The sequence below is a fragment of the Tepidibacillus infernus genome (assembly GCF_048898065.1).
Lineage (GTDB): Bacteria > Bacillota > Bacilli > Tepidibacillales > Tepidibacillaceae > Tepidibacillus_B > Tepidibacillus_B infernus.
In genome coordinates, this window is record NZ_JBLWFI010000001.1 from 1,501,240 (window position 1) to 1,527,908 (window position 26,669).

The window sequence follows — 26,669 nt, forward strand, 5'->3', positions numbered from 1 at the left end:
ACGTCAGTTAGAGGGAAGAAGATAAAGAAAACGGTGGATGAGAAGCAAGTCATTTTTTATAGTGAAAAATATGCAGCGAAAGCAAGGGCAGAGCGTGCTTCAGCAGTGGAAAAGGCCAAAAGCCTCATTCAAAATCCTTCGCAATATAACCGAGCTACTTCAGGTGGCGCTGCCAAGTATGTGAAGAATTTGACCTTTGATGCAAAAACAGGAGAGATTCTAGTAGATGCTAAGCAGTCATTGCATTTTGACGAAGAAAAGTTGAGGCAGGAAGAGGAATTGGACGGCTACTATGCAATCATCACCAGTGAATATCAAGAAACTGATGAACGCATTGTAGACATCTATCGAGGACTCTGGAAAATTGAAGAATCCTTCAAGGTTACCAAAAGCGATTTAGAAAGCAGGCCTGTCTACCTGTCTACTCAAGAGCATATTGAAGCCCATTTCCTAACTTGTTTTGTTGCACTTGTGATTGCAAGGGTACTGGAACACCGCCTGAAAGGAAAATATTCGATTACAGCGATGCTGGAAAGTTTGAGAAAGGCCTCCTGCAGTCATATTCAAGATAATTATTACCTGTTTGATTATTACGACGAAATACTGACCGACATCGGTAAGGAATTAGACATCGAATTCGGAAAGAAATACATGTCACTTAGAGAAATAAAAAAAATTTTGGGAGAGGTCAAAAAAGGATAATTTTCACTACAACTCTTGGACATATAAAAACAGCCAAGAAACCAACATTCATGCGGGTTCAAGGCTGTTTTTTCTTTGATTTTGCTGCAAAAGTCAGGATATAAATTATAACACGCTTTCATTCAGGGTTAAAGTAGTAATCTAAAAAACATAAGAAGGGTGGAGATCAACCACCCTTTAAATTAATTCTTACTCCAATGCATGGTGCTGTTTACTGCACGTTTCCAGCCAGAATACAATTCTTCGCGCTTTTCTTCACCTAAAACAGGTTCAAATGTCTTATCAATTGCCCATTTCTTTGCAATCTCTTCTTTATCCTTCCAGAAACCTGTCGCTAAACCTGCAAGATATGCTGCGCCTAAAGCGGTTGTTTCATTCACTACAGGGCGTTCAACCGGAACGTTTAATATATCAGATTGGAATTGCATAAGGAAATTATTTTTCACTGCCCCTCCATCAACACGTAAAGTGTTTAATGTTATGCCGGAATCCGCTTCCATAGCAGAAAGTACATCTTTTGTTTGATATGCTAGTGATTCTAAAGTGGCACGTACCAAATGTTCACGAGTTGTTCCACGTGTTAAACCAAAGATAGCTCCACGTGCATCCATATCCCAATAAGGAGCTCCTAAACCAGTAAATGCAGGAACAACATACACACCGTCAGTTGAGTCAACTTTTGTTGCGAGTTCTTCTGATTGTGGTGCATTGTCTACTACGCGTAATCCATCACGTAACCACTGAACAGCAGCACCTGCTACGAAGATACTACCTTCTAAAGCATATTCAACTTTTCCATCAACCCCCCATGCAATGGTGGTTAATAGACCATGTTTCGATGGAACAGCTTTTGCACCTGTATTCATTAACATAAAGCAACCAGTTCCATAAGTATTCTTTGCCATTCCTGCTTCAAAACATGCTTGACCAAATAATGCGGCCTGTTGGTCTCCCGCTGCACCGGCAATCGGTACTTCTTCACCAAAGAAATGATATGGAACAGTCATTCCGTAGATCTCAGAAGATGGTCTTACTTCTGGCAACATAGATTTTGGAATATCTAACATCTGTAATAACTCGTCATCCCATTCCAGAGTATGGATATTAAATAGCATGGTTCTTGAAGCGTTTGTATAGTCCGTAACGTGGGCTTTTCCACCCGTTAACTTCCAAATGAGCCATGTATCGATTGTACCAAATAACAATTCACCTTTTTCAGCCTTTTCTCTAGCCCCTTCTACGTGATCCAAAATCCATTTGACTTTGGTACCTGAGAAATATGCATCAATTACTAATCCAGTTTTCTCACGCACCATTTGCTCATAACCTTTTGCTTTTAGATCGTCACAAATATTAGCTGTTTGGCGGCTTTGCCATACAATTGCATTGTAAACAGGAATGCCAGAATTCTTGTCCCATACCACAGTCGTTTCACGTTGGTTGGTAATCCCAATTCCTTCAATTTGACTTGGTTCTACATTATAATTTCCAAATAATTCTCCTAAAACAGCTAAAACGGATCCCCAAATTTCATTGGCGTTATGTTCAACCCAACCAGGTTGTGGATAATATTGGGAAAACTCTTTTTGTGTCATTGCCACAATTTCCCCATTTTTATTAAATAGAATGGCTCTAGAACTGGTAGTTCCTTGGTCAATGGATAAAATGTACTTTTCTATCATCTTGAATTCCTCCTTTTTAAGCGGTTACTTTTTTGTTATTTACAGAAGTATTTACTGATTTTCCACTTTGCACAATTGCGGCTAAGATGATGATTATTGTGATCGCAGCAAAAATCCATAGTGAAGAATATACTTTACCAGCAAATACTGCTTTATAGAATAACGCTCCTAATGAGCCCCCGATGATTGGCCCAACAACCGGAATCCATGCATAAGACCAATTGGAATTCCCTTTTCCAGCAATCGGTAAAATGAAGTGAGCAATTCTTGGTCCTAAATCCCTTGCAGGGTTAATGGCATAACCTGTGGTTCCACCTAAGGACATACCAATTGCCACAATGAGGAAACCTACTATAATTGGGTTTAAACCTTCAGTAAATTTATTTGCACCAATAAATGAAATTGCTAATAAAAGAATGAATGTGCCTAAAATCTCACTTACCAAGTTCGCAGCCACATTAGGTACTGCCGGACCTGTTGAAAATACTCCAAGTTTTGTCCCTTGGTCTTCTGTTTCTTTCCAATGAGGTAAATAAAAGATCCACACAAATGTCGCACCTATGATTGCACCAATCATTTGAGCTAGAATGTAGCTTGGAACATCAGCCCATGGAAAATCTCCTACCATCGCCAATCCGATTGTAACAGCTGGGTTCACATGCGCACCACTAATGCTTCCAACTGCATAAACTGCAAATGCAACTGCGAACCCCCATCCAAATGTGGTAACGATCCATCCCCCACCGTTAGCATAAGACTTCTTTAGACTAAGGCCTGCATTAACTCCGGCACCAAAAATAATTAAGATCATAGTGCCAATTACTTCCCCCATAAATGACGTCATAAATTACTTCCTCCCATTTTTCTTTGATTTTTTTGATTAGGAGACTAGTATAACTAAAATCAAACGATTGCGTTCATTAAGCAATAAAAAAATCCATTATTGAATAAACCTAATTAAAAGGCTTTCATAATGGATCTCCGTGTCTCCTCATCAATTATTAACTTGTGTTTATATTTTTGCATGAATTGAAAGCGTTGTCAATATGAAATTATTATTAATATTGATAATCAATCAAAAAAAAATTAACTATTTTGATTCATGAATCCACAGGTCTTTTTTTGAAGTGGTTATGGCAACGACACCCGCCTGTAATGCCGTATCGATATCCTGAATCGTACCGATTAATCCCCCAGCTAAGATTGGAATCCTTGCCTTCTCAGATACCTCTTGAATAATATGCGCTGGAATCACACCTGGTAATATTTCAATATAGTCAGGCCTTGTCTTTTCAATTAATTTATAACCTACCTCTAATGCATTGGTATCAATCAAAAAGAGGCGTTGGATTGCCAACATTCCTTTTTTCTTTGCTGTTAAAATGACTTGCGACTTTGTTGAAATCAATCCAGCTGGTTGGAACTCCTGTACAATAAATTGAATCGCGTACTCATCATTTTTTAATCCATGAATGAGATCCGCATGTAATAGTAGTTTCTTGTCTGCTTTTTTTGCGTACTCACTAATACTTTTAAGTTGATTCACATGGCTGTCTAGCAATACGAGATATTCAAAATCACTTTTTAAAACTGTTTCAAAATCCTTCATGCTACGAACCGCAGGTATAATTTTTTGCCCATTAAAATTCAATCTCACATCCTCCTAAGATTCTGTTTCTAAACGATTAAATTTTAACTAAATTTTTTGCTTCGGAAGCATCATAAAGAACACTTTCTAACGTACATCCCATTCCTGAAGCTACTGCACCTGCATATGCACCTTCAACGATTGGTGCATCCACTATTTTAATATTGTCAAATCCTTCTAGCCATTCTAAAGCCAATTCGGTATTCATTAAAGCACTGCCTAAATCAACAAAAACAGCGACGCCTTTAGCAGAATATACCGACTCAATTGCCTCTTTAATTTTTTCAGCACTGGTCCCAATTTCATTTTCGTTAGTTCCCCCTGCAACGGCTATAGGAACTTGGGGGGCTACTTGAATTAAAAGTTTTTTTAATCCAGAGACAAGCTCTGAGCTATGGGAAACCAAAACGATTCCTACATAATTCATTATTCGTCCCCACTTTCTAGCATGGTCAAACATAAGCTTTCAATAAGAAAATGAGAGGAAACTGCCCCTGGATCTAAATGTCCGATTGATCTTGGGCCTAAATAAGCAGCACGTCCTTTATTCGCCTGTAAATGTTTGGTGTTTTCCATGTATTTTTTACTTGTTTCCATAAGCTGCTGCCAATCTAAGGTTTCACCTTGTTCTCTTACAAAACGGGCTATAGGTTCCCAAACATCAAGCATGGTCTTATCACCTACTTGTGCTTTGCCCCTTAATTTTAAACCGTTAACTGCTTCTTCCAAAAGATTAGCAAAGTCGTCCATTGTTAATTCTTCTTTTCCTTTACAAATGCTCGCCGCCTTCATAAAAGCGGTTCCATACAAAGGTCCGGAAGCCCCACCTACTTTAGAAATTAAAACCATCGAAATATCTTGAAATAAACTACCGATCTCTTGATAATTCTTTAAGGTTATTTTCTTCGTAACTTCTTGAAAACCTCGTGACAAATTAATGCCATGATCACCGTCTCCAATTTCCTGATCGAGTTGGGTTAAATATTCCTTTTGTGTTTGAATTTTTTCGCTGGCTCTATTTATCCACCGAATGATTTGCTCTATGTGAATCACGGATAACACTCCTGTCTTTATTTTTTCCAAGCGACCGTATCTGCTCCTGCTTCTAATAATTCAATTAATTGATCATCTAATTTTAATAAGGTGACGGATACTCCAGCCATTTCTAAGGAGGTCATATATTCGCCTACAAATGTATTATAGACATCAATTTGATTTGATTGTAATATTTCGTTGACTTTTTTATTTAAAATATACAACTCCATTAAAGGAGTGGCACCTAACCCGTTGATCATAACGGCAACTTTTTCGCCAACAACTAGCTTCATATCTTCTAAAATTCGTTCTACTAAAGTTTCTGCAATTTTGTTAGCAGTTTCAATAGTTGTTCTTTGTGTTCCTGGTTCTCCATGAATCCCCATGCCAATTTCCATTTCATTCTCACCTATTTCAAAACCAGGCTTTCCAGCTGCAGGAATTGTTGCTGGAGTTAATGCCATTCCCATACTGCGGACATTAGCAATAACTTTAAGAGCCACTTCTTTTACTTCGTCTAAAGATAGACCTTTCTCAGCGGCTGCACCGGTAATTTTGTGAACAAAAACCGTTCCTGCTATTCCGCGGCGACCTGTGGTATACGTACTATTTTCAACTGCAACGTCATCATTGACTACTACTTTTTCTACTCGAATTCCTTCAGCTTCTGCTAATTCTGCAGCCATCTCAAAATTCATAATATCGCCAGTGTAATTTTTGATAATGAGTAGAACGCCTTGTCCCGAATTAACTGCCTTAATCGCTTCTAATACTTGATCAGGTGTTGGTGAGGTAAAGACCTCTCCAGCTACAGCTCCATCTAGCATTCCTTTTCCCACATATCCTGCATGGGAAGGTTCATGTCCACTTCCCCCACCGCTAACTAAAGCAACTTTTCCTTGAACAGGTGAATCGGCTCTAACAATGACAGTTGTTTCTGGTACATTTCTTAATTTTTTCGGGTGAGCCATCACCATACCATCAATCATATCTCTTACCACTTGTTCTGGATCATTGATAATCTTTTTCATGAATAATTACCTCCCTTTATATGAAATTTAAGCTTGTTTCTGCTATTTTATTTATTGCAATTTACATGCCAATTCATCATCTAAATAAATTTTCATGATTTCGCTTTATTTTCGGAATCAGATTATAAGAAAAAAAGTTTGATTTGGGAAAAAGTATCAATCTTATTGATATTTTTTCCCAAGATAGTCCTCTATACCATATTTTCTTACTTTACTGGCTACTGTTTTATGTGTTAATCCTAATGCTTTAGAGACACTATTAAAACTGGGATAATATTGAATGGCATATTGAAAAATTTCTCTCTCATATTCTTCCATTGTTTTTACTTTTCCTTCTTTCTTCCATTCATTTGATATAATAGAAGGAGCATCTTCTAAGAGCTGAGAAGAAATAAGATATTTTGGTAGGTCTTTGACGAGTAGATATTCTCCCTCACTTAAACTCATCGTTCGTTCTACAATATTCTGTAGTTCTCTAATATTACCCGGCCAATCATATTGTATGAGTGCTTCCATAAATCCTTTCTCATATCCCTTGATATTTTTTCCCAAGCTTTTATTCAATTGTTTTCGAAAGGAATCGACTAATAAGGGAATATCTGATTTCCGTTGTCTTAATGGAGGAAGATGGATAGGAATCACGTTTAAACGATAAAACAAATCCTCCCGAAATTCCCCTGTCTTCACCATCTTAAAAAGATCGCGATGGGTAGCCGCAATCACTCTAACGTCTAAATGTATGACTTGTTGCCCACCCACTCGTTCAATTTCCTTCTCTTGCAAAACTCTTAAAATTTTGGATTGAAGCTCTAAACTTAAATCTCCAATTTCATCTAATAGAATTGTTCCGGTATGAGCCAATTCAAATTTTCCTCTTCGCAATTGAAAAGCACCTGTAAAAGCTCCCTTTTCGTGGCCGAATAATTCACTTTCGATTAAGTGGGCAGGAATTGCTGCACAATTGACCCGTATAAACGGTTTCCCGTTACGATCACTGGCTTCATGAATCGCCCTAGCCACCAATTCTTTTCCTGTACCACTCTCTCCTGTAATTAGTATAGTAGAATCGGTTTTGGCCACTTTATTTGCAATCGATAAAGTGTCCATCAGTTCATCACTATATCCAATAATTTGAGCAAAAGCACCATTAAATCGTTCGTGCTTCGATAGTTCTTGTTCTAAGTACCTTGTTCGTTCTTCAGCAATTTCAAGCTGTTGAAGCAATGTCTTGATTTCATTTAAGGGGCTTAACGTTAATACGGTTCCACAAAAACAACCATCCACTAATATTGGATGCAATTTAGCAATATATGCGTGATGATTTTCTAAATGAACCACTTCAACAAATGGACGATGGTAATCTACCACTTTTCGCCAAACTTTTTTATTTAAAACTTGAAAGATAGAATGAGTTTTATCTAGCTCTTTTAAAAGAATCTCCATCACTGGATTTGTATATAAAAAATCACCATTTTGATCAGATAATGCTATGGCATCTTCTACAGAATGGAGGACTAAATCAAGTTGTTCTTTTATTTTTTTCACTTCATTTAACTCTTTACTTAATTCTTCAATCGTAGATATGTCATGAAAGAGTGCAACAGCCCCTACTATTTTCCCATCCCAGATAACAGGAGAACGATTCGTTAAGATCACACGATTATTTAATACTTGTTTTTTGGCAATTTCAGCTATTCCTGTTTGCATAACATGATATAAACGGGAATGGGGTATAACATGATCTGCCCGATGGTTTAATAACTGATCGAGGGGAATTTCGAAAAGCTTAACAGCTTCTTCATTGACATAGGTAATGATGTTTTCTTTGTTTACAACCACAATACCATTAGGCAAACTGGATAGTACAGATTCAACAGTGACGGAATTCTCCATTAATAGTTGATCTGTTTTCGAATGATCTTGAGATTCTTCATAGTCAGGTGTCTGGATAAAATCTTTAATTTTCTCAATGATTTCTTGGGAAACTTCTTCTTCAAAGCGTAGAATAATTTTTTCCCCTTTTTGGATTTTATAAGAAATAAGGGCTAAAAGGCTGGTAATTGGGGTTTTTCGTTCACGATGAATTACATAGATTTTCGTCAATATACGAGTATCATGAATTAGTGACTGTAATTTGGCGATTAATGACGCCGCAAAACGAACATGTAAACCATTCGTCTTGTTAACAACCACTTCCACTTCCCTGATTGCTTCCATTCATCATTCCTCTTTTCTATCAAACTTATATAAACAAAGAATACATTTACCAAAAGGTCGCGATTTGAAGGCGCCTGATAAAATTTTAATATAGTGACCTTCACTTATTGACCATCGTTAGTCCTGAATCAACGACTTAACTGTCCAATAAAAAATACTTTGAATTCCTTTTTTCGTTGATCATTCATCCATACATACCCCTTATTAACCGTTTTTCTTTTTTACAAGAAAAAAACCATAAAAAATCGCTAGAATTTCTATTCTAGGTTTTTAATGGTTTTTCCTACTCTCCAACCCAATTTATCAATTTTTACTATTATAACATATTTCCATTTCTTATAAATCCTTTAAAAAAAAAAGCCGTAACACTTCTTCCAACTAAGACACTTCTAATCCCCCTAGATTTCTTTCTCCCTTTTATGACTCAAGGCTATTCCCATACTGAACTTCTTTCACACCTTTAATCTGCTTAATATCATCCACTACAAATGGTAAAGAATTTGGTTTTTGCATCCTTAACGTTAAGTCGATGGTCACATAGCTTACTTCATTTTCATCTTTTTCTTCATCATGAATACTTACGCTTTTGACGTTAATCTTTCTTTCTCCTAATTTCATTGCAATTTCTCCAAGTTTTCCGGGTTGATCAACGACACACACTCTGATTTGCGTTAAATGTCTTTTGCGGATAATAAACTGATCAAATTTTGCTAATACGGCTAAACTAACTAAAACAAAAAAAGTTGTGACTACTGCCCCAAAATAAAAGCCAGCTCCAATACCCAAGCCAATAGCTGCAACTACCCAAAGTGATGCTGCCGTAGTTAAACCAGTGACTGTAAAACCATGTCTTAAAATCGTCCCCGCACCTAAGAATCCAATTCCAGCAACCACTTGAGCTGCAATACGGGAGGGATCAAATCTTACATTTTCTTCATGTAAAAAAGGTTCAAAGCCATAAATCGAAATAAGCATGATCAAGGTAGAACCTAAGCTGACCAATATATGTGTACGGAAACCAGCAGGATGATTATGCTGTTCTCTTTCAAAACCAATTACCCCACCTAACAGTACTGCTAAGGATAATCTTAGAAGAATATGAAGATAATCAATAGACCAAACTTCTGCCATCCTATCACCTCAAAACACTCATTTTATCTGGAAAATTCGTAAAACAGCCATCAACACCATAACTAGTTAATTTTTTAAATAAAGATAAACTATCTACAGTGTATGGATATAATTTATAATCATACTCATGAAATGCTTGAATATACTTCTTATCTACAAAAGAGACGTGAGGATGGACACTATAAACTTTAAACGGTAGATGACGTACGTAATTTACAGGGTCAATTATTCTTGTAGAGAAAAGAACACCCAATTTTATTTGTGGATTTAATTTTGCAACTTTTGCTAAAGTATAATGATCAAATGAAGAAATAATTACACGATCAAGCATCTTATATTTGCTGATAAGATCAAGCATTTTCTTTTCAATTCCTTGATAAAAGAAAGGGATATTTTTTATTTCAATATTGACTACTAAATTTGTTTTTGAAGCAAATGTTAGAAATTCATCTAAAGTAGGTATTCTCTCTCCTCTAAATTCATTTGAAAACCAAGAACCTGCATCTAATTTTTGCAATTCCTTCAACGTATAATCTTTTAAATATCCCGTTCCATTTGTTGTGCGGTTCACTTTTTCATCGTGACAAATGATAACTTCCCCATCTTTTGTCAATTGAATATCTAATTCAATACCATCACTATTCATTTTTTCAGCAAGTCGAAATGCAGCCATTGTATTTTCAGGTGCATATCCTGAAGCACCACGATGGGCAAAAATCATTTTCATTTCCCTCCAATCTTTAATCTTTACGGCCACTATATTTTTTCTTCCCATAATTCATAATTTGAAGTCGTAACGGCTGTAGCACCAGCATTAAGTGCATTTTCTATATCATCCTTTGTACGAATCAGGCCACCTGCTAGAACAGGAATTCTAGTTGTTTCTTTTACTTCTTTAATCATATGTGGAATAAGGCCTGGTAATACTTCAATAAAATCAGGTTGGGTTTTCTCAAACAACTTATAACTTGTTTCTAATGCCGTTGAATCCAGTAAGAATAGACGTTGTATAGCAAGTAACCCCTTCTTTTTGGCAGTGGTTATCACTTGTGAACGAGTTGAGATTAGGCCAAATGGTTGAATGTTTTGAATCACAAATTGTGTAGCATATTCATCATTTTTTAATCCATGAATTAAATCTATGTGCAATAGCAATTTCTTATTTGCTTTTTTGCTATATTCAGAAATACTTTTTAGCTGCCCAATATGACTGTTAAGTAAAATAAAGTACTCTATATCACTCTTCAGTATTTTTTCAAAATCCTTCATATTACGTATTGCTGGTAAAATTCTTTGACCGTTAAAATCCAAAACAGGTCACTCCCTCTAAAAATAATCAGGACAGTTCTCTTATAATATATAATATAGTATATAGTAAAAAAAATGGCCGCAAGCCCTAATGGCCAACGGCACTCCAAATAATCTCTCAACCAAAACATGTTTGGTGAATTAATCATACCATTCTATAGCGATAATGTGAATACGTTTCCCACAAAAAAATTAATTAAATTATTATTTTGTGAAAAAAGTGTGATATGTTACAATAATCATATTGCTTTTTAATGGAGGAATGAATATGGATTTTTCTATAACTGATCAAGCTTTAAAGCAAATTGAAGCATTACAATTACCTTCCAATATTGGGGTACGTATTAAAGCAGAGTTGGCTGCTGGCTGAGGTTTCACGCTTGAGGTAGAATTGGTTCTGGATGAACCAAAAGAAAGTGATCAAACAGTTCTTATCAATAACCAGATGTTTATATTTGACTCTTTTACTGCAAAAACATTCGATGAACCTCTAAAGTTAGATTATTCTGAGCTTCAGGGTTACAAATTATCTACTCCTTCTGAAATTCTAGCCTACGGGATACACCTAAGCAGTAGTGTTTAATAACACTGACAGCTAGATACCATAAGCTAACATAATTTAGGAACTTGGTTTATACCAAGTTCCCTTGAATATAACCTAAACAGTTTCCACGCTATATTTCAATTCTGTCTCTAGCTCACTCCTATACTGTTTTTTTTCTCGCTCTGTCCATTTTAAATATTCTGCCATGAACTGTATGACCGATTCTTTCCAGTTTATGACCCACTCCCGATTGAAAAGAATTGCCCCTGTTCTTCTTAGAAAAAAATCTAACGGAGACACAACCATCTCTTGTTCAATCCCATATACTAATGCCCCGTATACAGACTTAGGCAAATCAATTTTAGAGTCGCTGCTCTGACCAATATAACGATAGATTTCATTCACATTAGAACCATACTTTTTTACAAGGTTGGTGGCCTCTTCCTTAGACAAACCTAAAGTCATTCCTTCTGCAACTTTTCTTTGGATAAAATCGATAAATCCTTTTGAACCATCAACGTCTCCTCCAGATAATGTTTTATTCTTTGTACTTGATGGAGGGAATCGTAATTGCTCTTCTTTCTGTAACTTCTCTGCAACCAAATCCACAATCCGTTCGGCCATTTTACGATAACCGGTTAATTTACCACCAGCAATGGAAATTAAGCCTGTGTCAGAAACAAAAATCTCATCTTTTCTTGATACTTCAGAAGGTGATTTTCCTTCCTCATGAATGAGTGGTCTTAGTCCTGCCCAACTAGATTCGACATCACGATCCGTTAGTTTTAAATCAGGAAACATGTTATTTGCTGCTGCTAAAAGATAAGACCGATCTTCTTCTGTCATTCTTGGGTTTTGAATATCTCCTTGGTAAACCGTATCTGTTGTTCCTAAATAAGTTTTTCCTTCCCTTGGAATGACAAAAACCATTCGCCCATCTGGAACGTCAAAATAAATCGCATGATGTAGAGGAAATTTTTTTTGATCAAAGACAAGATGAACTCCTTTGGTCAATAATAAATGTTTGCCTTGTTTAGATCCATCCATTTCCCTTACATGATCAACCCAGGGGCCAGTGGCATTGACAATTTTTTTAGCAAAAATTTCATACACCTGATTAGAAATCAGGTCTTTTACTTGTGCACCAATCAGTTTATGGTCGCGATAGATCAACTCTTCTACTTTAGCATAATTGCTAACTAATGCTCCATGTTTCTGTGCTTCTTTCATTGTTTCTATCGTTAACCTGGCATCATCTGTCCGATATTCAACATAGACCCCACTACCTTTTAGTCCATTTTTCTTCAATAGAGGTTCTTTTTTTAAGGTTTCCTCTACATTAAGCATTGTTCTTCTTTCATCTTTTTTCACATTAGCAAGAAAATCATAGACCTTTAATCCAATTGAAGTGGAAAATTTGCCAAAGGTTCCTCCTTGATAAATAGGAAGAATCATCCACTCAGGAGTGGTCACATGAGGAGCATTTTCATAAACAATTGCTCTTTCTTTTCCCACTTCTGCTACAACGCCTACTTCAAATTGTTTTAAATATCTTAACCCTCCGTGTACGAGCTTTGTTGAACGACTAGAGGTTCCAGCCGCGAAGTCTTGCATTTCGACTAATCCAACCTTCATACCTCTTAATGCAGCATCTAATGCAATTCCTGCACCTGTAATCCCACCACCAATAATCAAAAGATCTAGTGGTTCTTTACTCATTTGCTTTAAGAATTTGCTTCGATTAATACTAGAAAAGCCCATTTCAATTCACCCTTTCTTTTAAGAGTACCCACAAAAGTGACGAATTTCTTTGAAGCATTCCATAAATTTTTGCAAAGCCCAACAAATACAGAAAAAAGAGACCGCAACAAAACCCTACTAGAATACCTAATAAGGATGTTACGGTCTCTCCAATTCTCCGACCTGTATTTTAATTGTCATCATCATTATATATCAAAAAGAAATACAGCTCAAGAAAAATGATCTTCTTCCAAGAATAGAGACTCAATTTCTTACCCAGCTTTCCCTAAAAATAAACTAACGATTAAAATCACAAAAACGATCGTTGTGATCACAACAAAAAGAAAATCCTTTTCTTGAATAAAGGCAATAATCGAAATGGCTACTCTAAATATGGGGGTAAGAATTAACAAAAGTAAACCTGTTAATATCACTGCATAGGGTTTTAGTTCAAGAAATCCCTTCAAAATTTCAATGGTATGAGTGGGATAAGATTGATTGGGATACCCTGTGTTCCCACTAATGACAAATAATAATAAGCCGATAAAAATGGTGATGGCGCTAATGAAGACCCCTATTCTTAGCAGCTTACTTATTGTAACTTCCATTTTGCGGATATTTTCATCCTGCTTTTGCTCTTCTCTACTTAATGTTTGACTCATGAAATAACCCCCCAACCTTTAAGAAGCATTTCAATGGCAACATAAACTAAGACAGGAATAAAAATTTTTCTTATTGTTACACTTCTCAAATTCTGCATCAATTTTGTGCCAAATACTGCACCGATTAAAACCCCTACAGCTACAGGACCTGCAATTTTGGGATCTATATCTCCCCTCATCAAGTAAACCCCTGCACTTGCTGCTGCTGTCACACCGATCATAAAATTACTTGTTGCACTTGAGACTTTCATAGGAAGTTTCATAAACATATCCATCGCCATCACTTTAAAACTTCCACTACCAATTCCTAATAGGCCAGAAATAACGCCTGCAACATACATCATTCCAAATCCACCATATACGCCAGTTACCTTATACCTTACTTGTTGCTCTAATGCCTTATCATAATATTCTCCATGTAGCCCCAATTTATTAGCAATAGGGTGTGGGACACCACCAACCGGCAATTCCTGATTCCTTTTTTGTAGCATGGTGATGGCTGAGAATAATAACAATAAGCCAAATAAAATATAAAGAATATGAGGCCTAATCAAGCCAGCAATGAATGCTCCTGTTAAAGCTCCTGTTGTAGTAGCTAATTCTAAAAACATCCCAACACGAATATTGGTTAATTTATCTCTGACATAGACGACAGCTGCCCCACTTGATGTAGCGATCACAGAAACAATACTAGCACCGATTGCATAATGAATAGGGATTTTAAACAATAAAGTAAGTGCTGGAATCACGATGATCCCACCACCTAGTCCTAAAAGAGAACCGAAGACTCCAGCTACAATGGAGACCATAAAAATCAATAATACAGATATAGCCAAGGCTGTCATCTCCTCAATTGATACCCAGTTGTTCATTTGTTTCATATTCATATCTTAGTATTACTATGTTTACCCTGCGATTCGCTTGTCTATGCTCTTGTGTGTCATTTTTATAAACAGGTTGGTATTCACCATAACCAACGATCCTTAACCTTTCAGGCTTAATTTGGTGTTTTTCTATCAGGTAATGTAATACAGATGAAGATCTAGCTGCAGATAAGTCAAAATTAGATTTATAAGTCGATCCCGGTCTAATGGGAAGATTATCGGTATGACCTTCAATACTTAATGGATTTTGAATTTCTTTAAACATCGATGCCAAACTGTCTAAAATTCCCCTAGCTTCAGGTTTTATCTCTGCTTTTCCCAAATCAAAGAAAATCTTTTCTTTTAATGAAATTTGTATACCGCGTGGGAGTTCAATCATTTCAATACTATCTTCTAAATGATTGGCTTTAATATATTGTTCTACTTTTTTTCGTAGGTCTTTTAATCCTTTTTCGAGTTGCTTTTGATGCTCATCCTCTAAATTTTTAATAATGTTTTCCTTTAATTTATTTTGTTGCCCATCACCGGTTCCAGTAATTCCATTCTTTCCAGTCCCTTCTACAAAGGAACTATAATAAAATGCATCAGAAAGGGAAGCAGCAATTTGGTCGAATTTTTGAACTTCTAATTTACTCATTGAATACATCACAACAAAAAAGATCATTAACAAGGTGATTAAATCAGCATATGTAATTAGCCAGCGTTCGTGATTTTCAGGGGCTTCTCCTTTTTTCTTACGACGATTACTCATTGTTGTCACCTATTGGATTCTCTTCATCATCTATACGTTCTGCAGGTGGTAAGAATGCTAATAATTTTTTCTTGAGCATCTGCGGATTTTCACCTGCCTGAATCGATAAAATCCCCTCTACTTCAATTTCTTTAATTAAGACCTCCATCTGACTTCTTGCTTTTAATTTTGCAGCAATCGGAAGATAAATGACATTGGCACTAGCAACACCATACAAGGTTGCAATAAAGGCTACAGCAATAGATGGTCCTAATTCATCTGGATTCGATAGGTTCCCTAACACATGGACAAGCCCCATAACCGTTCCGATGATTCCCATCGTAGGCGCAAATCCACCTGCAGATTCAAAGATTTTAATTCCTTTTTCATGTCTAGCTTCTATATTTGAAATTTCAATTTCAAGGATTTCTCTAATCAGTTGAGGGTCAACTCCATCCACGACCATCATTAATCCTTCACTTAAAAAAGGATTACCTTTTAAATCTTCATAACGCTGTTCCAAAGCAAGAATCCCTTCACGTCTAGCGAGTGAAGAAAAATCCACCAATTGTCTGATTGACTCATGAACATGAAGCTTTCTTTCGGTAAATGCTATTTTTAATAATTTTGGAACAGCCTTTAATTGTGACATCGGAAAACTCACAATAACTGCTCCAAACGTTCCGCCAAAAACAATCATAAACGCTGTTATTTGTAGAAGAGAAGTAAAATGTCCTCCTTCTAATATGAAACCACCAATAAGTCCTGCAAATCCTAAAATAAGTCCAATAATTGTCGATAAGTCCATCTAGTCACATCCTCTAAAACAACATAAATTTACTTCAGATTCTCTTATTCGACATTATTTTCATTATTCCTTCCTCATCTTCCTACAAAAGTAACGGTTGCCGTGAAGTTAATACCTTGGTCCCATATTAAGAAGTCTTACATTCTTTATTAAGAAGGAAAACTAATCCTAAAGACTTAGTTTTTGATAAAAGAAAAAAACCCTAACAAATGTTAGGGAGAGGATGACTGATTAAATTGAAGTTTAAAGACCAACAGCAGCACGTTGTTCTGTAATGATTCCTTTTACAATAGCTACATCAAATTTTTCCTTTTCCATTAAAAAGCTTTGATTACTGTCTAAATAACAACATGCGTAAAATAGACGATCGATATCTCTAAGTTCAAAGGGTTTTCCAGATTTCATCTGATAGATTTTATCATTTACCTTCATCATATCAAACACCCCAATCTTCTTGTTAACTGTATTATAACAATATACTATATAACAGTCAACACCTATTTAAATTTTGTATTATAACAAAATCTAAACATCTATTTATTTAAGTAAAAAAAGGTTTGTATATTCCTTCGCGCTCCGTCATCCGTGCCCTTCTATGAATAAAGATTACGGAGAGAAGGGCACTTCTGAAGGTCGCAGCTTATGGAATATACAAACCCTTAAATGACAAATGGAAGAAAGGGATGAGATTAATGTGAGTCTTATTATTTTGTAAAAATATGATCCCCTATTTTTAAAATTTGCGGCCTTGACCATATCCAAGCAGATGTTGCAGTGTCTGGGTTAAAGTAATATAACGCACCTTTTGATGGATCCCAACCTCTAATTGCATCAAGTGCTGCCAATTTAACTGTCTCATTAGGAGTGAGCCAAAATTGACCATCAGCTACAGCAGTAAAGGCACGATCTTGGAAGATCACGGATTTAAGATCATTTGGGAATTTCTTTGAATGAACGCGATTTAAAGCTACAGCAGCAACAGCTACTTGACCTTCATAGGGTTCACCTCTAGCTTCACTATATACCAATCGAGCCAATAGATTAAATTCATCTTGTGACAAACTATATTTCTTCAGCGTTTTCCAAGTGATTGGACCTACAATTCCATCAATCATCAGTCCATAATTGCTTTGAAACTTTTTAACCACATTTAATGTTTGATATCCATAGATTCCATCTATATCTATTGAATAATTTAATTGCTTTAACCGATATTGCAAATCCCAAACATCCCCATTACTACTTCCATACGTTAAAAGTGTAGGTGCCTGGGCATTGGCCTCATCATTTATTGGAATGATTGAAAAGACTAATGATAAAATAAAGATAGATATCATCATTTTCTGTAATTTTTTCAACATGGTTACAAATTCTCCTTTCTTACTTAAGCTTTAGGGCCATTTTTTCTGGTCTTTAGGCACTAAGTAATAGGGAAGACTCGTCGATTAGTTTACATAATATCTAACGCTTATTCAATATGAGTTTATTGGTAACGTTGAGAATTTCTACTTTAATTTAACAAATAAAGGAATTTAAAAGGGGGATGATCATGAAAGGAAAAGTTTTAAGAAAATGGTTCAAACGCTATTTATTTATCATTTTGGGTACTTTTTTTGTTGCTATAGGATTGGAAACATTTCTCATTCCCAATCAAATAATTGATGGTGGCATTATTGGATTATCGATTATCTTAAGCGAACTGACAAATTATCCGCTTGGTTTTTTTATTGTCATATTAAATATTCCTTTTTTGTTTGTTGGCTACAATCAGATTGGAAAAACATTCGCAATCACTACACTTATTTCAGTTGGCTTTTTGTCCATCTTTGTCTCATTTGTCCATCAATTTGATGTGATAACAGGAGATATGTTTCTAGCTACTATTTTTGGTGGGATTATCCTAGGTATTGGTGTAGGTCTCATTATTAGAAACGGAGGATCCTTAGATGGAACAGAGATCATTGCAATTTTAGCAAATAAACGTTTTGGTTTTTCTGTTGGTGAAATTGTGATGTTTTTTAATATTTTTATCATGACTGGGGCTGGGATTGTCTTTACCTGGGAAAGTGCGATGTATTCTTTAGTTGCTTATTTTATTGCCTTTAAAACGATTGATATTGTGATCGCTGGCCTTGATGAGTCAAAGTCTGTTACGATTATTTCCGATCAGCCTGATTTGATTGCCGAAAAGATAATTGCTAGACTTGGCCGTGGAGTTACACACATATATGGAAAAGGTGGCTATACTAAAGAGGACAAGGAATTATTATACGTAATTGTCACAAGACTAGAGGTGGCAAAGTTGAAATCGATCATTGAAGAAATAGATCCTAATGCCTTTGTTGCGATTGAACATGTTAACGATGTCATGGGTGGTAGATTCCAAAAAAAATCCATCCATTAAATAGTTTATTCATATAGATTGGAGAATTCTTTATGCATCAGTTACCAGAAACATTTAAATCAAGAATGAAACAGTATTTAAATAAAGATTATGAATCTTTTATCAAAACCTACGAACAATCACATACACAGGGATTAAGAGTAAATACTTTAAAATTAACCACGGACCAATTCTTATCTCTCTCACCCTTCCAACTTCAAGTCGTTCCTTGGACAGCGGAAGGCTTTTATTATCAAGAAGAAGATCGTCCTGGTAAACATCCATACCATGCCGCTGGTTTATACTATATTCAAGAACCTAGTGCAATGGCTGTTACAGAGGTTTTAGATCCACAGCCTGGTGAAAAAATCTTAGATCTAAGTGCTGCTCCTGGTGGGAAGTCAACACATATTGTCACCAAAATGAAAGATAAAGGGTTGCTAGTAGCTAATGAAATTCATCCAACACGAGTAAAGGCTTTATCAGAAAACTTGGAGAGATTTGGTGCAAAACATATTCTCGTTACCAATGAATCTCCAAATCATTTAGCCAAGATCTTTCCAGAATACTTTGATCGTATCCTAGTAGATGCCCCATGCTCTGGCGAAGGAATGTTTCGTAAAAATCCTGAAGCGATTGCGGAATGGTCTGAATCACACGTCCAATATTGCGCTATTCGTCAACAAGACATTTTAGATGAAGCACAGAAAATGCTAAAACAAGGTGGTACACTGGTATATTCAACATGTACCTTTGCTCCTGAAGAAAACGAAGGTACGATTGCAAGGTTTATTAATAAATACCCTCAATTTGAAATTGAACTAATCCCTGATACTTTAGCAGGTTTATTTAAAAGCGGTGAACCAAAATGGGTTGAAAATGACGATTCATCTAAGCTTCAATTTACCCTTCGCTTATGGCCACACCACATTCAGGGAGAAGGTCATTTCATTGCGAAACTACGTAAAAAAGAATCAACAGTAGAAGCCACATTTAAGCCGATGAAAGTTAAATCTTTACCAGAAGCCGTTCAATATTATCGTTCATTTGCTAAGGAACATTTGAGCGAGGTTGCTGAAGGGATTTTTCACTCTTTTGGAGATCATCTTTATCTTGTACCTGATGGTCTTCCAGATTTAAAAGGAATCAAAGTGGAGCGATTAGGTCTCCATTTAGGAGAATTAAAGAAAAAAAGATTTGAACCAAGTCATGCTTTAGCCATGGCTTTATCGAAAAATCATGTAAGGCAGTTCCTACCTTTAAATTTAGAACAGGCGGAAAAGTATTTGCGTGGAGAGACACTTCAAGTAGAATCCAATCAGACAGGCTGGACTTTGGTAACGATCGATGCTTACCCATTAGGCTGGGGTAAAATTTCTAATCATCAGTTAAAAAATCATTATCCAAAAGGATTAAGATGGAAGTAAGTAATCATTTGACATTATAAAAAGGTTTGTATATTCCATCGCGCTCCGTCATCCGTGCCCTTCTATGAATAAAGATTACGGAGAGAAGGGCACTTCTGAAGGCACACAAAGTGTACAAGTCGTGCTACACAGCTAAAGCTGCTAGTCACGCTATGTCGCAGCTTATGGAATATACAAACCCTTAAATAACAAATGGAAGAAAGTTATACTTTCTTAATCTTGAAGCAAAAAATATCCACCAGCCTGGTGGATATTATTTTTCGATCATTTTTGTATGGTTACGAGATATATATCATTTTTTTGTTGATATGAAGCTTTTATATTTTTCAATTTACAATATTGAATGATGTTTTTTGCTGATTGCTCACGTTCTACTATCATGTTAAATGTTCCATCCAATTGATTTAGTGCTTGTTTTAATTGATGAACAGGGTCAGGCACATCCATATTTCGATAATGATCGATTGGAACATTTCTAGTATCCACTGTTTTACCTTCAATCTTTAGAGGAATACGGTATTCCTTCATAATACGCAATTCTTGTTCTTTCCATTGTTCCTCTGTTAAATCTTTCCTTCCAAATAAATTACAGTGGCAGGTTCCATGTATTTCTATGTCATGAGCTGCATATGTACATGGGCACACTAGTTGACGATCAATCTTTTTATCCCCTGTCGCTTCAAAGCATGGACAAATTCGTTGACCATACATTTCTTCATTTTCAGCGAGCCAAATTTTTAAGTTCGTTAAATACATTTTATGTGGATTAACAGATAAACCTTTTACTTCAGCATATTTGTTAATCCATCGGCTAGCTTGATTAATCTTCTTACGATATTTGATATATCCACCAAAGAAATCTTTATACATACGAAGATTTGCTATTAATTTACCCATATATTTCACCTCCTTTCATTCAAACATGTAAATTCTAACACAGTTAAAAATACCCCGCAAGGTATTTTACGTTCCTCCTTCTACCTTCATTTTTTCGCTTCTACTTCATAAAAATATTAATTCTTTGTAAAGAATTTACGAAAAATAAGATGAGGTCTTGCTTTTTCACCTCTATTTTGCTTATATATAAGTATATCCTTATATCTTTATTACAAATGAGTAGAACAATTTAAATAAAAAAGAATGCGAGGATGACAACATGACAAAAAAGAAACCAATCCTTTACTTTATTTGTACAGGAAATTCTTGCCGTAGCCAAATGGCCGAGGGATTTGGGAAAAAATATGCAAATGGCGAGTTAGAAGTATGTAGCGCTGGAGTAGAAGCACATGGCTTAAATCCAAGAGCGGTTGAAGCGATGAAAGAAGTTGGGGTAGATATTAGTAACCATACTTCAGATATTATTGATCCAGAAATCTTAAATAACGCCGCTTATGCCATTACACTTTGCGGGGATGCTGAAGAACGTTGTCCATATACACCTCCACATGTAAAACGAATTCACTGGCCATTACATGATCCAGCCAAAGCAACAGGAACCGAAGAAGAAATTATGGCTGTATTTCGTGAAGTAAGAGACAAAATTGACCAATTAGTGTATGATGTGATTGAGGAGGCCAAGAAGTCGGCAAAGGAGGAATGATTGTTGACTATACCTTTACAGCAAGCTGAACAAATGAATGAGATTGAAAAACAAGCTGAGATTCTTAAAATATTAGGTGATAAAACAAGGCTAACGATTTTCTCTTTACTAAAAGTAAGAGAGCTTTGTGTGTGTGAATTAACAGATCTATTAGACGTTTCGCAATCAGCCATTTCTCAACATTTAAGGAAACTCAAATTGTTGAATCTTGTAAAAGAACGTAAAGTAGGACAATGGGTCCATTATTCTATTAGAAAACCAAATGAAGATGAACTACTACTCAAGTCAATTATTGACCATTTGCCCGATATGACAAGTATGATTATGATCCTAGATCAAGGAAAAAGCTGTAACTTTTCTGAAGCAAAAAAATAAATCCACCAAACCAGGTGGATTTATTTTTGATTCATTTCATGCATGCTCAATCATGCCAAATTTTTTCCAATCTTGTTTTTTTTAGAATTTTATTTTACTATATAAGCATATAATTATATTATCTACATAAATTTCTTATGTGAGGAGTGTTAGTCATTGAGTGAACAAGTCGGAAAAAAATTATCATTCTTGGATCGATATCTTACGGTTTGGATTTTTGCAGCAATGATTATAGGAATCGGGGCGGGGTATTTGTTCCCAGGAATGGTAGACTTACTTAACAAAGCACAAGTAGGTACGACTTCCATCCCGATTGCTATTGGTCTAATCTTAATGATGTATCCCCCATTAGCAAAGGTTCGTTACGAAGAAATGGGCCAAGTATTTCGGAATGGAAAAGTTTTAGGACTTTCGTTGATCCAAAACTGGATTATCGGTCCATTACTGATGTTTTTCTTAGCCATTACCTTTTTACGAGACTATCCAGAGTACATGATTGGTCTGATTATGATTGGATTAGCCCGTTGAATTGCGATGGTCATCGTATGGAATGATCTCGCCAAAGGGGATACCGAGTATGCAGCAGGACTTGTGGCCTTTAACTCGATTTTTCAGGTCTTATTCTATTCCCTTTACACGTACATCTTTATTACCGTATTACCCAGTTGGTTTGGTATAAAAGGATTTGCAGTTGATATCACGATTGCAGAGGTAGCCAAAAGCGTCTTCATCTACTTAGGTGTTCCCTTCATTGGCGGAATGGTGACTCGCTATTCCTTCGTGAAAGCAAAGGGAAAAGATTGGTATGAGAAAAACTTCATTCCCAAAATCAGTCCGATTACATTAATATCTTTACTCTTTACAATTATCGTCATGTTCTCATTAAAAGGAAATATGATCATTAAATTACCTCTTGATGTCGTGCGGATTGCCATCCCGTTATTAATTTATTTTGTTGTCATGTTTCTTGTTTCTTTCTATATCAGCAAGAAAACAGGCGTAGGATATTCAATTTCTACGACGTTATCCTTTACATCTGCAAGTAACAACTTTGAATTAGCCATCGCTGTAGCAGTTGGCGTGTTTGGAATCAACTCTGGGGCAGCCTTTGCCGCTGTAATCGGTCCCTTAGTAGAAGTTCCAGTAATGATTGGATTAGTCAATGTTGCATTGTGGTTTCAAAAAAAGTACTTTCAACAATCTTGACTTTAATCACGTCCATCAGCCCTTTTGCATCTTATGAGCTTCGATGTTTTATGTTATTACAATTCCTTTTTCATTAGAAAAATCTTATCAGAAGGAAAATGAAGATAATATGTCTGTTCTCTTTCTTTCATTATTCTTTTATATTCATTCTTTGTAATATCAACATGAAAAATTTGTCCTTCACACTGTACAACTAATGTGTTATAAATAACTCCTTCTACTGAGCCTATAATGTTACAAAGATATGAATTTAGTTTTGGAGCTAATTTTTCTCTGCTTATCGATAAATCATGAGCATGAATACCAGCTATTAATCGAGAAGAAAAATAGGATTTGTCATTTTCTACCTTTAATCGAAGAGTTCCTGACCCAATCATATACTTCTCATTTTCTATTTCAATACGATCAACATCAAGTATATTCTTACAACCAACTAATTCAGCAGCAGTTAAAGAAGCCGGATGATAAAAAATTTCCTTTTTATTCGCTAATTGAACGGTTTGGCCATGGGATAAAATAAGAATCTGATCAGCCAAACGATAAGCTTCTTCAATATTATGAGTAACAAGAAGAATGATTCCTGAAAAGTTGTTTCTAATTATTTCCAAAAGCTCTTGTTCAAGTAAATGTTTTATATGGCTATCTAAAGCAGAAAAAGGCTCATCTAAAAGTAGAATTTCAGGTTCAGTAATCAGTGTTCGGGCAAGGGCTACTCTCTGTTGTTGTCCCCCTGAAAGTTGGGATGGATAATGTTGCTCGTATCCGATCAATTTCATTTTTTTTAACATGTCATGAACAAGCTCTTTTCTTTGATGTTTTTCAATTTGATGTATACCAAAAGCTATATTTTCTTCAACCGTTAAATGAGGGAAAAGAGCATAATTCTGAAACATATAACCAACTTTCCGCAATCGCGAAGGGATATTGATCTTTTCACTGGAACTAAAAAAAGTTCTTCCATTTAAAGTGATATGGCCTGAATCAGGAGTGATTAATCCAGCAATACATTGTAAAGTTAAACTTTTCCCACTTCCTGATGGTCCAAGAATACCAAGAACACCATTTTTGAATTGAAATGTAATATCTAGAAGAAAATCACCCATCTGTTTTTTGCAAGAAATGTCCAGCATTTATAATCGTCCTTTAATCATTCTTTTTTCTAAACGATTGATAAGAAATAAAACTGTAATAGAAATCATCGTCATAATGAAAACCAATAAATTAACTAATTCATGATTTCCAGATATTAAAGCATCATAAATAGCGATCGGCATTGTTGTTGTTTTATATGGAATATTACCGGCAACCATTAAAGTTGTACCAAAGTCACCTAGAGCTCGGGAAAAGCTAAGTGCTATGCCCGATGCGATTCCCCTCCATGAAATTGGAATCATAATTTCAAAAAAAATATTTAATTCTGTCCTGCCAAGAACTCTTGCAGCATTTATAAGATCAGGGTTAATATCTAAAAAGGCTGTTCGTACAGATTTAATCATATAGGGAATGGATACAACCATTGCTGCAATAATTGCTCCTGTCGGGGTAAAAACAATCATCATATCAAATTTACTTTCTAGAAATTTTCCGATAAAATTTTGCCTTCCTAATAGAACTAATAGATAATAACCTAAAACAGTTGGTGGTAATACCACTGGAAGTGTAATGATTGTATCAACAAAATCCGTTAATTTTCCTTTTGATCTACTCAAATAATAAGCAATTGGTATACCAATCAACATACTAAAGAATGTTGCCGTAAATGCAACTTTTAATGAAAGATATAATGGAAATAGACTGATGCCATCCATTTTTAATTCTCCTCTGGAAGAATAAAACCATATTTTTTCATAATGGCCCTACCTTCTTTGCTATTTACGTAATTGATAAAGGAACGAGCCAGATCTTCTTGTTTGCTTCCTTTAACCACAGCAATGGCTTGTTTAATCGGTGTATGTAGTGTATCATCAATTAAATAAAAATTAATTTTTTCGTTTTTTGAAATGGATAATGCGATAATCCCAGCATCTGCATTGCCTGTTTCAATTAATATTAAGGTATCGGAAATATTTTTACCATATACTAGTTTCTCCTTTACCTTTTCCCATAAGCCTGCTGATTCTAGCGCCTGTCTAGCTGCTATACCATAAGGAGCATGTTCAGGATTGGCAATCGCTATTTTTTTGATTTCTGGTTTTAGAAGATCGTTTAAAGTCTGAACTTCGATAGGATTCGTTTTTAATGTTGCTAATCCGATTCTTCCAACACCGTAAATTTGTTGAGTATCATCAATAATCATGTTTTTACTTCTTAAACGGTCAACATATTCAATGTTAGCTGCTGCAATCACATCGAAGGGGGCGCCATTTTCAATCTGATCTGTTAATTGACCTGTAGAGCCAAAAGAAAATATCAGCTTGCTGTTGGTTGCTTTTTCAAATAATTTCCCTATTTCTGTAAATGCAAACTTTAAATCAGCTGCTGCTGCAACAGTTAGTTCTGGAGAATGGTTTAAATGATCAGATGATAATCCAGTATTTTCTGGATTCATACATCCTGAAAAAATAATCAAAGATAATAGTAAGAAAGTTAATAGATATGTAAATCGTTTCAAAATGACTCTCTCCTTCTTTAACATATTTATTATCACTAGCGTTGCATAAATATAGTCGAAATTTTCAGTAAATATATTTTTGTGAATTATAGCCAAAAGGACAAAACCTAAAGAAAAGGTGATTCTGTCCATTTGGTAAATATATACATTTAGTGCAAGAGTGACAGGAATCATACTTTTATTTATGTGCTAGATCGTTCGTCAAACCGACGTAACCAAATATATGCTGGCTTCCAAATCGCAGCCTTTAACCAGCGAGTGATTTGAAGTAAAGATTTCTTACTCTTCATCTCAAATTGCACGAGAACATTTAAGCAATAAGTGATTAGTGCTAAGTAGATTTGATTTTGTATTGCCGTTTCACTCATTCCATAAAAATGTTTGATCTCAACATGCTGCTTGAGCCATTTAAAAAATAGTTCAATTGCCCAACGTGATCGGTAAATTTCACTGATTTCTTCGGCGCTCAAATCAAATCGGTTCGTGATTAACCGAAGGTTATTCCCCTTTGTATCGATCACCTCAAGAAGGCGAAAGATATTTTCTGCCCGTTTTTGTGGTGTCCCGATGTAGACCATTTTATCAGCTAAAACCTTGCTACCTTCGGGAAGAGTAAAACGTTCGATTTCTCGTATGACGGCATTTTTCTTTAGCCTTGATACAAAGAAGTAACCATCATCTGTCATTCGATCAAAACGTTCATAGTCAACATACCCGCGGTCAAACACATACATGGCTTCCTTGTCATCTACAAGGACTTCAAGTTGATTTCTGTCATGTTCTTTTGCTGTTGTCATCACTGCTTTTTCAGGATAGACAGTGTCCTTGTCCATGAACACAAGTCGTAAATGCAGTTTTACACCCGCTTTTGTTTTACGAAATTTTGCCCATTTGTAATGGGTTAAGTTAAGCGGTAGTGTACTTGAATCAATGATCTTTAATGGC

28 protein-coding genes and 1 pseudogene are annotated in these 26,669 nt (G+C 35.7%); 7 read left to right on the forward strand and 22 right to left on the reverse strand.

From position 1 onward, the window contains the following. Positions 1 to 702, forward strand: a 702-nt coding sequence (locus TEPIDINF_RS07530) for an IS1634 family transposase (RefSeq protein WP_421691675.1), incomplete at its 5' end; no start/stop codon positions are given. Positions 703 to 884: 182 nt separating this feature from the next. Here TEPIDINF_RS07530 and glpK read toward each other — a convergent pair. The 10 genes from glpK to TEPIDINF_RS07580 all read right to left on the reverse strand — a co-directional run bounded on the left by glpK (position 885) and on the right by TEPIDINF_RS07580 (position 10,757). Next, positions 885 to 2,381: a glycerol kinase GlpK gene (gene glpK / locus TEPIDINF_RS07535; RefSeq protein ID WP_068727572.1), complete on the reverse strand. Its 1,497-nt coding sequence runs from the start codon at positions 2,379 to 2,381 to the stop codon at positions 885 to 887. Between the two features lie 19 nt (positions 2,382 to 2,400). Next, entirely contained in the window at positions 2,401 to 3,228 is an 828-nt protein-coding gene (locus TEPIDINF_RS07540; protein WP_421691676.1) for an MIP/aquaporin family protein, read from the reverse strand. A gap of 246 nt (positions 3,229 to 3,474) precedes the next feature. Continuing rightward, positions 3,475 to 4,035: a glycerol-3-phosphate responsive antiterminator gene (locus TEPIDINF_RS07545; RefSeq protein ID WP_421691677.1), complete on the reverse strand. Its 561-nt coding sequence runs from the start codon at positions 4,033 to 4,035 to the stop codon at positions 3,475 to 3,477. A 34-nt stretch (positions 4,036 to 4,069) separates the two neighbouring features. Further along, positions 4,070 to 4,459 carry a dihydroxyacetone kinase phosphoryl donor subunit DhaM gene (gene dhaM / locus TEPIDINF_RS07550; RefSeq protein WP_068725326.1) on the reverse strand — a complete coding sequence of 130 codons (390 nt, stop codon included), beginning with the start codon at positions 4,457 to 4,459 and terminating at the stop codon, positions 4,070 to 4,072. Continuing rightward, positions 4,459 to 5,085 (reverse strand): dihydroxyacetone kinase subunit DhaL, encoded by a 627-nt coding sequence (gene dhaL, locus TEPIDINF_RS07555; RefSeq protein ID WP_421691678.1) that lies wholly within the window; start codon positions 5,083 to 5,085, stop codon positions 4,459 to 4,461. Before dhaL ends, dhaM begins: the two co-directional genes overlap by 1 nt. A gap of 17 nt (positions 5,086 to 5,102) precedes the next feature. After that, a complete protein-coding gene (gene dhaK / locus TEPIDINF_RS07560) occupies positions 5,103 to 6,098 on the reverse strand; it encodes a dihydroxyacetone kinase subunit DhaK (RefSeq protein ID WP_421691679.1) in 996 nt (331 codons plus the stop codon). A 162-nt stretch (positions 6,099 to 6,260) separates the two neighbouring features. Next, the gene (locus TEPIDINF_RS07565) at positions 6,261 to 8,315 is read right to left on the reverse strand and encodes a sigma 54-interacting transcriptional regulator (RefSeq protein WP_421691680.1); all 2,055 of its coding nucleotides are present in this window, start codon (positions 8,313 to 8,315) and stop codon (positions 6,261 to 6,263) included. A 417-nt stretch (positions 8,316 to 8,732) separates the two neighbouring features. Continuing rightward, positions 8,733 to 9,446, reverse strand: coding sequence for an MgtC/SapB family protein (locus tag TEPIDINF_RS07570; RefSeq protein ID WP_421691681.1), 714 nt, complete (start codon positions 9,444 to 9,446; stop codon positions 8,733 to 8,735). Positions 9,447 to 9,450: 4 nt separating this feature from the next. Next, positions 9,451 to 10,203, reverse strand: coding sequence for a glycerophosphodiester phosphodiesterase (locus TEPIDINF_RS07575; RefSeq protein WP_421691682.1), 753 nt, complete (start codon positions 10,201 to 10,203; stop codon positions 9,451 to 9,453). Then, on the reverse strand, positions 10,203 to 10,757 hold the full coding sequence (locus TEPIDINF_RS07580) for a glycerol-3-phosphate responsive antiterminator (RefSeq protein ID WP_068725336.1): 555 nt from the start codon (positions 10,755 to 10,757) through the stop codon (positions 10,203 to 10,205). The genes TEPIDINF_RS07575 and TEPIDINF_RS07580 overlap by 1 nt, the downstream gene beginning before the upstream one ends. Before the next feature lie 388 nt (positions 10,758 to 11,145). Between TEPIDINF_RS07580 and TEPIDINF_RS07585 the strand changes: the two genes are divergently transcribed. Then, positions 11,146 to 11,337 carry a hypothetical protein gene (locus TEPIDINF_RS07585; RefSeq protein ID WP_068725338.1) on the forward strand — a complete coding sequence of 64 codons (192 nt, stop codon included), beginning with the start codon at positions 11,146 to 11,148 and terminating at the stop codon, positions 11,335 to 11,337. Positions 11,338 to 11,412: 75 nt separating this feature from the next. Here TEPIDINF_RS07585 and TEPIDINF_RS07590 read toward each other — a convergent pair whose 3' ends face one another. The 7 genes from TEPIDINF_RS07590 to sleB form a co-directional block, all read right to left on the reverse strand. Further along, on the reverse strand, positions 11,413 to 13,059 hold the full coding sequence (locus tag TEPIDINF_RS07590) for a glycerol-3-phosphate dehydrogenase/oxidase (RefSeq protein WP_421691683.1): 1,647 nt from the start codon (positions 13,057 to 13,059) through the stop codon (positions 11,413 to 11,415). 251 nt (positions 13,060 to 13,310) lie between these two features. Next, on the reverse strand, positions 13,311 to 13,700 hold the full coding sequence (locus TEPIDINF_RS07595; RefSeq protein WP_421691684.1) for a DUF1634 domain-containing protein: 390 nt from the start codon (positions 13,698 to 13,700) through the stop codon (positions 13,311 to 13,313). Beyond that, positions 13,697 to 14,545, reverse strand: a complete 849-nt coding sequence (locus TEPIDINF_RS07600) for a sulfite exporter TauE/SafE family protein (RefSeq protein WP_181482165.1) — start codon at positions 14,543 to 14,545, stop codon at positions 13,697 to 13,699. The genes TEPIDINF_RS07595 and TEPIDINF_RS07600 overlap by 4 nt, the downstream gene beginning before the upstream one ends. A gap of 4 nt (positions 14,546 to 14,549) precedes the next feature. Beyond that, positions 14,550 to 15,335 (reverse strand): OmpA/MotB family protein, encoded by a 786-nt coding sequence (locus TEPIDINF_RS07605; protein ID WP_421691685.1) that lies wholly within the window; start codon positions 15,333 to 15,335, stop codon positions 14,550 to 14,552. Next, complete coding sequence (locus TEPIDINF_RS07610; RefSeq protein WP_421691686.1) at positions 15,328 to 16,122, reverse strand: flagellar motor protein; 795 nt, start codon at positions 16,120 to 16,122, stop codon at positions 15,328 to 15,330. Before TEPIDINF_RS07610 ends, TEPIDINF_RS07605 begins: the two co-directional genes overlap by 8 nt. Before the next feature lie 243 nt (positions 16,123 to 16,365). After that, positions 16,366 to 16,557: a hypothetical protein gene (locus tag TEPIDINF_RS07615; RefSeq protein ID WP_068725350.1), complete on the reverse strand. Its 192-nt coding sequence runs from the start codon at positions 16,555 to 16,557 to the stop codon at positions 16,366 to 16,368. Positions 16,558 to 16,826: 269 nt separating this feature from the next. After that, positions 16,827 to 17,483, reverse strand: a complete 657-nt coding sequence (gene sleB, locus TEPIDINF_RS07620; RefSeq protein ID WP_068725353.1) for a spore cortex-lytic enzyme — start codon at positions 17,481 to 17,483, stop codon at positions 16,827 to 16,829. 188 nt (positions 17,484 to 17,671) lie between these two features. On the opposite strand from sleB, the gene TEPIDINF_RS07625 reads away from it, so the two are divergent. Together TEPIDINF_RS07625 and TEPIDINF_RS07630 are read left to right on the forward strand one after the other, a co-directional pair. Beyond that, positions 17,672 to 18,526 carry a YitT family protein gene (locus tag TEPIDINF_RS07625; RefSeq protein WP_421691687.1) on the forward strand — a complete coding sequence of 285 codons (855 nt, stop codon included), beginning with the start codon at positions 17,672 to 17,674 and terminating at the stop codon, positions 18,524 to 18,526. 32 nt (positions 18,527 to 18,558) lie between these two features. Continuing rightward, on the forward strand, positions 18,559 to 19,932 hold the full coding sequence (locus TEPIDINF_RS07630; protein ID WP_421691688.1) for an RsmF rRNA methyltransferase first C-terminal domain-containing protein: 1,374 nt from the start codon (positions 18,559 to 18,561) through the stop codon (positions 19,930 to 19,932). A 264-nt stretch (positions 19,933 to 20,196) separates the two neighbouring features. Here the strand turns inward: TEPIDINF_RS07630 and TEPIDINF_RS07635 are convergent, their stop codons facing one another. Further along, entirely contained in the window at positions 20,197 to 20,829 is a 633-nt protein-coding gene (locus TEPIDINF_RS07635) for a ferredoxin-thioredoxin reductase catalytic domain-containing protein (protein ID WP_068725356.1), read from the reverse strand. 259 nt (positions 20,830 to 21,088) lie between these two features. On the opposite strand from TEPIDINF_RS07635, the gene arsC reads away from it, so the two are divergent. The 3 genes and pseudogenes from arsC to arsB all read left to right on the forward strand — a co-directional run bounded on the left by arsC (position 21,089) and on the right by arsB (position 23,113). Further along, positions 21,089 to 21,532: an arsenate reductase (thioredoxin) gene (gene arsC, locus TEPIDINF_RS07640; RefSeq protein WP_068725358.1), complete on the forward strand. Its 444-nt coding sequence runs from the start codon at positions 21,089 to 21,091 to the stop codon at positions 21,530 to 21,532. A 33-nt stretch (positions 21,533 to 21,565) separates the two neighbouring features. Continuing rightward, positions 21,566 to 21,907, forward strand: coding sequence for an ArsR/SmtB family transcription factor (locus tag TEPIDINF_RS07645; RefSeq protein ID WP_421692155.1), 342 nt, complete (start codon positions 21,566 to 21,568; stop codon positions 21,905 to 21,907). A gap of 225 nt (positions 21,908 to 22,132) precedes the next feature. After that, positions 22,133 to 23,113 (forward strand): annotated as a pseudogene (arsB, locus tag TEPIDINF_RS07650) (ACR3 family arsenite efflux transporter). 56 nt (positions 23,114 to 23,169) lie between these two features. On the opposite strand, the gene TEPIDINF_RS07655 reads toward arsB, so the two are convergent. The 4 genes from TEPIDINF_RS07655 to TEPIDINF_RS07670 all read right to left on the reverse strand — a co-directional run. After that, positions 23,170 to 24,243 carry a sulfate/molybdate ABC transporter ATP-binding protein gene (locus TEPIDINF_RS07655; RefSeq protein ID WP_421691689.1) on the reverse strand — a complete coding sequence of 358 codons (1,074 nt, stop codon included), beginning with the start codon at positions 24,241 to 24,243 and terminating at the stop codon, positions 23,170 to 23,172. Then, positions 24,244 to 24,921, reverse strand: coding sequence for a molybdate ABC transporter permease subunit (gene modB, locus TEPIDINF_RS07660; protein ID WP_421691690.1), 678 nt, complete (start codon positions 24,919 to 24,921; stop codon positions 24,244 to 24,246). It lies immediately after the preceding gene. 2 nt (positions 24,922 to 24,923) lie between these two features. After that, the gene (gene modA, locus TEPIDINF_RS07665) at positions 24,924 to 25,724 is read right to left on the reverse strand and encodes a molybdate ABC transporter substrate-binding protein (protein ID WP_235589089.1); all 801 of its coding nucleotides are present in this window, start codon (positions 25,722 to 25,724) and stop codon (positions 24,924 to 24,926) included. Positions 25,725 to 25,906: 182 nt separating this feature from the next. Then, positions 25,907 to 26,669, reverse strand: a 763-nt coding sequence (locus tag TEPIDINF_RS07670; protein ID WP_421691691.1) for an IS4 family transposase, incomplete at its 5' end; no start/stop codon positions are given.

What these genes read in the sequence shown, in the direction of transcription:
- TEPIDINF_RS07615 (WP_068725350.1), bottom strand. Translation starts at nt 16,557, where the DNA reads ATGATGAAGGTAAATGATAAAATCTATCAGATGAAATCTGGAAAACCC.
- TEPIDINF_RS07610 (WP_421691686.1), bottom strand. Translation starts at nt 16,122, where the DNA reads ATGGACTTATCGACAATTATTGGACTTATTTTAGGATTTGCAGGACTT.
- TEPIDINF_RS07570 (WP_421691681.1), bottom strand. Translation starts at nt 9,446, where the DNA reads ATGGCAGAAGTTTGGTCTATTGATTATCTTCATATTCTTCTAAGATTA.
- modB (WP_421691690.1), bottom strand. Translation starts at nt 24,921, where the DNA reads ATGGATGGCATCAGTCTATTTCCATTATATCTTTCATTAAAAGTTGCA.
- TEPIDINF_RS07635 (WP_068725356.1), bottom strand. Translation starts at nt 20,829, where the DNA reads ATGGGTAAATTAATAGCAAATCTTCGTATGTATAAAGATTTCTTTGGT.
- sleB (WP_068725353.1), bottom strand. Translation starts at nt 17,483, where the DNA reads ATGTTGAAAAAATTACAGAAAATGATGATATCTATCTTTATTTTATCA.
- TEPIDINF_RS07645 (WP_421692155.1), top strand. Translation starts at nt 21,566, where the DNA reads ATGAATGAGATTGAAAAACAAGCTGAGATTCTTAAAATATTAGGTGAT.
- TEPIDINF_RS07600 (WP_181482165.1), bottom strand. Translation starts at nt 14,545, where the DNA reads ATGACAGCCTTGGCTATATCTGTATTATTGATTTTTATGGTCTCCATT.
- dhaK (WP_421691679.1), bottom strand. Translation starts at nt 6,098, where the DNA reads ATGAAAAAGATTATCAATGATCCAGAACAAGTGGTAAGAGATATGATT.
- TEPIDINF_RS07565 (WP_421691680.1), bottom strand. Translation starts at nt 8,315, where the DNA reads ATGGAAGCAATCAGGGAAGTGGAAGTGGTTGTTAACAAGACGAATGGT.
- dhaM (WP_068725326.1), bottom strand. Translation starts at nt 4,459, where the DNA reads ATGAATTATGTAGGAATCGTTTTGGTTTCCCATAGCTCAGAGCTTGTC.
- TEPIDINF_RS07655 (WP_421691689.1), bottom strand. Translation starts at nt 24,243, where the DNA reads ATGCTGGACATTTCTTGCAAAAAACAGATGGGTGATTTTCTTCTAGAT.
- TEPIDINF_RS07540 (WP_421691676.1), bottom strand. Translation starts at nt 3,228, where the DNA reads ATGACGTCATTTATGGGGGAAGTAATTGGCACTATGATCTTAATTATT.
- TEPIDINF_RS07605 (WP_421691685.1), bottom strand. Translation starts at nt 15,335, where the DNA reads ATGAGTAATCGTCGTAAGAAAAAAGGAGAAGCCCCTGAAAATCACGAA.
- TEPIDINF_RS07595 (WP_421691684.1), bottom strand. Translation starts at nt 13,700, where the DNA reads ATGAGTCAAACATTAAGTAGAGAAGAGCAAAAGCAGGATGAAAATATC.
- TEPIDINF_RS07630 (WP_421691688.1), top strand. Translation starts at nt 18,559, where the DNA reads ATGCATCAGTTACCAGAAACATTTAAATCAAGAATGAAACAGTATTTA.
- arsC (WP_068725358.1), top strand. Translation starts at nt 21,089, where the DNA reads ATGACAAAAAAGAAACCAATCCTTTACTTTATTTGTACAGGAAATTCT.
- TEPIDINF_RS07625 (WP_421691687.1), top strand. Translation starts at nt 17,672, where the DNA reads ATGAAAGGAAAAGTTTTAAGAAAATGGTTCAAACGCTATTTATTTATC.
- TEPIDINF_RS07590 (WP_421691683.1), bottom strand. Translation starts at nt 13,059, where the DNA reads ATGGGCTTTTCTAGTATTAATCGAAGCAAATTCTTAAAGCAAATGAGT.